The organism is Paenibacillus cisolokensis, from assembly GCF_018403665.1.
GTDB classification, from domain to species: Bacteria; Bacillota; Bacilli; order Paenibacillales; family Paenibacillaceae; genus Paenibacillus_AH; species Paenibacillus_AH cisolokensis.
Map to the genome: position 1 here is coordinate 1 of NZ_BOVJ01000121.1, position 5,047 is coordinate 5,047.

At 41.5% G+C, this 5,047-nt stretch carries 4 protein-coding genes; 1 reads left to right on the forward strand and 3 read right to left on the reverse strand.

Features of this window, described 5'->3' with window-relative positions; translation table 11 throughout:
* Positions 1-419 precede the first annotated feature (419 nt).
* The gene (locus PACILC2_RS16595; protein WP_244863577.1) at positions 420-884 is read left to right on the forward strand and encodes a site-specific integrase; all 465 of its coding nucleotides are present in this window, start codon (positions 420-422) and stop codon (positions 882-884) included.
* 239 nt (positions 885-1,123) lie between these two features.
* Here the strand turns inward: PACILC2_RS16595 and PACILC2_RS16600 are convergent, their stop codons facing one another.
* The 3 genes from PACILC2_RS16600 to PACILC2_RS16610 form a co-directional block, all read right to left on the reverse strand.
* A complete protein-coding gene (locus PACILC2_RS16600; RefSeq protein WP_213529626.1) occupies positions 1,124-1,639 on the reverse strand; it encodes a hypothetical protein in 516 nt (171 codons plus the stop codon).
* Between the two features lie 17 nt (positions 1,640-1,656).
* On the reverse strand, positions 1,657-2,385 hold the full coding sequence (locus PACILC2_RS16605; RefSeq protein ID WP_213529628.1) for a hypothetical protein: 729 nt from the start codon (positions 2,383-2,385) through the stop codon (positions 1,657-1,659).
* A 733-nt stretch (positions 2,386-3,118) separates the two neighbouring features.
* Positions 3,119-4,855 (reverse strand): recombinase family protein, encoded by a 1,737-nt coding sequence (locus PACILC2_RS16610; RefSeq protein ID WP_213529630.1) that lies wholly within the window; start codon positions 4,853-4,855, stop codon positions 3,119-3,121.
* Positions 4,856-5,047: the final 192 nt, after the last annotated feature.

A 5,047-nucleotide genomic window follows, 5' to 3' on the forward strand; every position in this document is an offset into this window, starting at 1 on the left:
AGAATCCACCCAATAGGAAATAATGATAATGATGAGATGTGAGAATCTGGAGGTTCGTCGATGGCAAGAAAAAAGCAAAATCAATCGATCAAGAATGATTTTTCGGAGACATTCAATCAGCCCTCGGGTTACCCCCGGACTTAGTCTGCCGATCCTTGTTTGTCCAAGGGGAACAAACCGTGCAGTGCGTATATCTGGAATCGATGGTCAATAAAAAAACGATTGACGAATACATTTTGAAATCGTTCACGGAAAATACGTTTTCTGAAGGGGAAGCGCCTCGTTCCGCCGAAAGCGGTTTTTGCGCGAATTTTCCTTTTCTGATCCATATGAACAGTTGCGGGAACATGCCGTAAAAGCTCTCCTTACAGGCCATTGCGCACTAACCGATTTTGCAAGGGAGCGCGTTTGTCTCATCAATGTGTGCAGGATTTGACGCTCACGATATAATCGTAAAGCAGCCCAAAACAAAAAATTCTAATCGGAAAGTTGCTTTACCAAATTCAATGCTTGAAGAGTTGAAACAGTACTACGCTTATCGCCTAAGTGAACGTAATGAAATGGGTGACAAATGGCGAGGCGGTGAATGGTTCTTCATCTTCTCCCATCCCGATGGGCAACCTTTCCATCATGAGCGACCCTATCTTTGGTTTCGGCAATTCATCAAGAAAAACGGATTCAGGTATATCCGGTTTCATGACCTGCGGCACACCTCGGCTACAATTTTGATTAACCAGGGAGTCCACGCGAAGATCATATCGGAACGACTAGGTCACGGAAGCATTACCACAACAATGAACATCTATGGTCATGCTCTTCGGTCAGCCGACCGGGCCGCTGCTGATAAGTTCGAGTCGTTATTAACAAAAAAGGCATCCGGATAACAGCAATGACGCTCAGGATCAATACTCCTGGCGTCATTTTTATGTTCTAATGGGTTGATTCCCGGTCATTTTTTAATTTCGCTGGGTTGGAAAAAAACATCGCTGCTAAAGAGCAACGCTTCAACACGGTTAGAGAGGATAGAATTGATATCTTTTTGGTTGATTTTTTTCTTTACATTTTTGGAAACATATCAATCGTTTTTGGTTGTTTTTTAAAATACGAAGTTAGTAGGAGCACATCAATCAATATTAATAGAAAACATCTCTAGGAACAAATCCCTAAAAGGTTCATCAAGTGTGGCACAAACAAGTTTACTCCAAGTACTTATTTCAATCGCATCGCTTTCAACACACCAGATTTTATAATGTTCATCACCATATTTATCAATTGGTATTTCTGTGTCTGTCACTGCATCTCTGAACTTTTCTTCAAAGATAGCTTTCGAGTACTGATTTACAGAAAAATCAATATGATTAAAGACTTTTTTATCTGGATAGTATTGTGCGTGCACATAATTCGTAATTACAAAATTATCTCTAACTTTTACAGGACTCCATAGTTCTTCAACCTCAATATGATAAAAATTACGACCTTCTCGATCCCTATCCGGTTTAATTATCATTACAACCTTATCTAAATACTTAGGATCATAGTGAACTATGATTTCCTTCTTGCTAACCAACTTTTCTATATTTCCAAAGTCAACTGTTATTCCGCGATACTTTTGAAAATCCACTGTTGCAGTACTTATCATTTTATCTGCTGGTACAGCTACTTTTTCATCGCATCTAAAAACAGTTTTCTATTTTGTATTTCTTCGTTAATTATCTTAATAGTATACGGAACATCATCGGTGGGCGCTCCAATTGTATTATCAAAAAATATATTATAAAGATAGTATTTTCCATTAATGATAAAACCTTGCCGCATAAACTTAGCTTCATTTACCAGGCTTAATCCATATTTATTATGCGGAATTCTTAACACTTCATTTCTACAAATCTCTGAAATGCCTTCTATTTCAATCATTTTGTTTTTAATTAAAAAGCATACTAATGCATATACTAATAACCTGTAGTCCAAGTCAAAATAATCCTGATAACTCAAATTTGACGATATTACCGTCCAAATTATTGGCACACTTTTATTTATCTCCTCGTACTCTTTCTTAGGTTTCAATAAACGAAATCCAACATACCAAAAATCATCATCAAAGCATAACCTACATAGTTCTTCAACATCAATATCACATTTAAGATACTTTTGATAAGCCTCTTCAACTAAATCTAATAAGAAATATGGAATATTCCCTGGTTCACGAGTAAATAACTGAATAGTATCAACAGAGTAATGTCTCAAATATATATTAGGATAGAAAATATGAGCAACTCCGCCATGTGGCTGTTTCTTCATACTTCGAAAATAATAATTGGCATCCCAAAATAACTCGGAGGTTACAATCTTGTCTATTAGATATGATAAATCTTTATTTTTACTCAACGCTTCCACAACCTCCTACGATCTACCTGTGGAAAATACTCGGCAGGAACCGAATTGATATTTCTTGGCCACTGCTGCCCATCGACGTGTCGGTTTGGTAGGGGTGCGCCGCGCCACTATATCAACAGGATTCCACATTAAAACTAAGTGCTGATGGTCGTCGTTGTAGCCCTCATAACTGCGTGGTCCGCTTAAATTTTTCCGTGAGAGGAGCCCCGGCCATCCCTGAAGCTGCATTCCTGCTCGTGAGGCGATCGAGGGTGAGGCTTCAGCCTGGAAATGCGAATGAGGCTTGTCCCGGTGCTTCCAGGTAACCCTTCACCGTTACGATCCCTACAAGTGGAATTTTATTATGAACTCTCCGTTTAGCAAACGGCCCCCTTAATGTTGTTTTAGATGGGGAGATTGTGGCATTGGAGATCAAGACGTGGTTGAGCCGATCGACGCTCCTTTTCAGAGTGAAATTTCGTGGTTTCCGTGAGCAAGGCGTTCCTATAGTATTTAGCCCTGTTGATGAGTTTGAGTAATTATTTACAAAAAAGCCGCCGGATAACAGCGATGACGCCCAGGATCAAAACCCCTGGCGTCATTTTTATGTTCTTATAGGTTAATTTTCGGCTAATATTTACATCAATTTTACATCAACGCTGTTTTTCAGCTCCTGTACTACCAATCTCGTCAAGCTGTATTAACCGCCAAAACACTTATACATCAACGCTCCCCGCCTACTGTTTCATCCCGCACCAACAGCGTAACTGACTCCACATGTGTTGTGCTCAGAATAGGAAGGCACTTTCCCCCTTTCACTTCGCATGGACTTTTTTTGCTTATGCATCTTGCTTTGGATGCTGTTATGAAAGCCGGTTTTATAGACGAAGGTCAGTTTGTACGGCTCGGGACTTTCCTGATTGGAGTTCTCCCCAATAATCACTTTATCAACGATGCTTTCGAATACGTTCCGGTCGAATGCGGTCAGAACCTCATTCGTTTGGAGCACTTTGCGAAAATGTTCAAGCCGGTTTCCCAATTCAATCTCATCTTGCGCGGATTGCTCCAACTGTTCCTTTTCTTCGAGCAATTTAGTAAGCGAAGTATCGAGCTCCGCATACTTCTGTTCGTAGGTAGCCCTGTCTATTTTCTCATCCAGGCACAAATCAATCAGTCTGCAACGTTTTTGCTCCGTGGCCTGAATATCGCTGTTAATTTTGTTCAGTCTCTTTTGATTATTCTGGTCGCTAAACACCGATTCCATTCTTTTCATAAGCTCGTCCAGCACGTCCGAATTTTTGCGGCACACCAATTTGTATGATTCGACAAAAGCACCCTCAATCAGCTTTTCCTCCAAAGCTTTGCTGTGAGAGCAGTATTTCTTCCCTTTCTTCGTGGCTGTCACGCACTGCCAAATCACCTTTTCATGCGGGGTTCCGCTGTGCCAGTTCCGCCGCGAGAGGTTGCTTCCGCAGAAAGCACATTCCAACTTACTGCTGAAAGCAAATTTTCTACTGTACTTGTCCCGCTTGCCTTTCGCGCCGCGGCGGCGATTCTCGCCTCTTCGATGCAATATGTCCTGCGCCTTCTCAAATACTTCCTCGCTGACAATCGGCTCATGATGATTTTTGACATAAAACTGATCTTCCTCGCCGTAATTGTCCAGTCTTCTCTTGGAAATGGGATCGACGGTAAATGTCTTTCCTTGCAGCAAATCGCCTTTATACTTCTCATTCTTTATGATACCAAGAACGGTTGTGTCCTGCCATTCGACTCTTCCATACTTGGTTTTATGTCCCGCCTCAGTCAGTTCCTTAGCAATTACGTAAGCGCCGATCCCCGATGTATAACGTTCAAAAATATAGCGGACGATTTCGGCTTCTTCTTGATTAACGGTGATCTGTTTCGTATTCACATCGTAATCATATCCCAGACAACTTTGGAAGCCCACCAGTTCGCCGCGCTTCATTTTCATTTTCAAACCTTTTTTTACGTTGGCTGAGATGTTCTCCACTTCCTGCTGCGCTACGGAGCTTAGAATGACGAGCAACAATTCACCGTCCATCGTCAATGTATTGATATTCTCATCTTCAAAAAGTACGGCGATGTTCTTTTCTTTCAGCATACGGACGTATTTCAACGTGTCCAGCGTGTTTCTTGCAAACCTGGAGATAGACTTCGTGATGATCATATCAATTTTCCCATCCATACAATCGTTAATCATGCGTTGGAAATCCTCGCGCTTCGTTACCTGAGTACCGGTTATGGCTTCATCTGCATAAATATCAACCAGCACCCAGTCGCTTCGTTTGCTAACGAGATCGGTGTAATAGGCGACTTGCGACTTGTAGCTGCTCAATTGCTCCTCGGTGTCGGTACTTACGCGGGCATAAGGGGCGACGCGAAGGACATCCGATAACTTTCCGGCGTTGCGATCGGATATTTTCCTACTTGCTTTAATTACTTCTACTTCGAGAGCCATGGTGTTGTCCTCCATTCTTATTTACTTGCCATCAGTTTAATAAGAGATGGGCGGACCGACAAATGTGCGAATCAAGAAGTAAGGTCCGAAATGATGCCGTAATCCCGCATCGTTTTATTCTTTATCAAATGAAATTCGTTTTCGGTAATCAAAGATAATGCCAGCAATTGTTTTATCATAGCGATTTGCATG

Bases quoted from the DNA above. Each gene is read 5' to 3' on its own strand.
- PACILC2_RS16600 (WP_213529626.1), bottom strand. From the start codon at position 1,639: ATGATAAGTACTGCAACAGTGGATTTTCAAAAGTATCGCGGAATAACA.
- PACILC2_RS16595 (WP_244863577.1), top strand. From the start codon at position 420: ATGTGTGCAGGATTTGACGCTCACGATATAATCGTAAAGCAGCCCAAA.
- PACILC2_RS16610 (WP_213529630.1), bottom strand. From the start codon at position 4,855: ATGGCTCTCGAAGTAGAAGTAATTAAAGCAAGTAGGAAAATATCCGAT.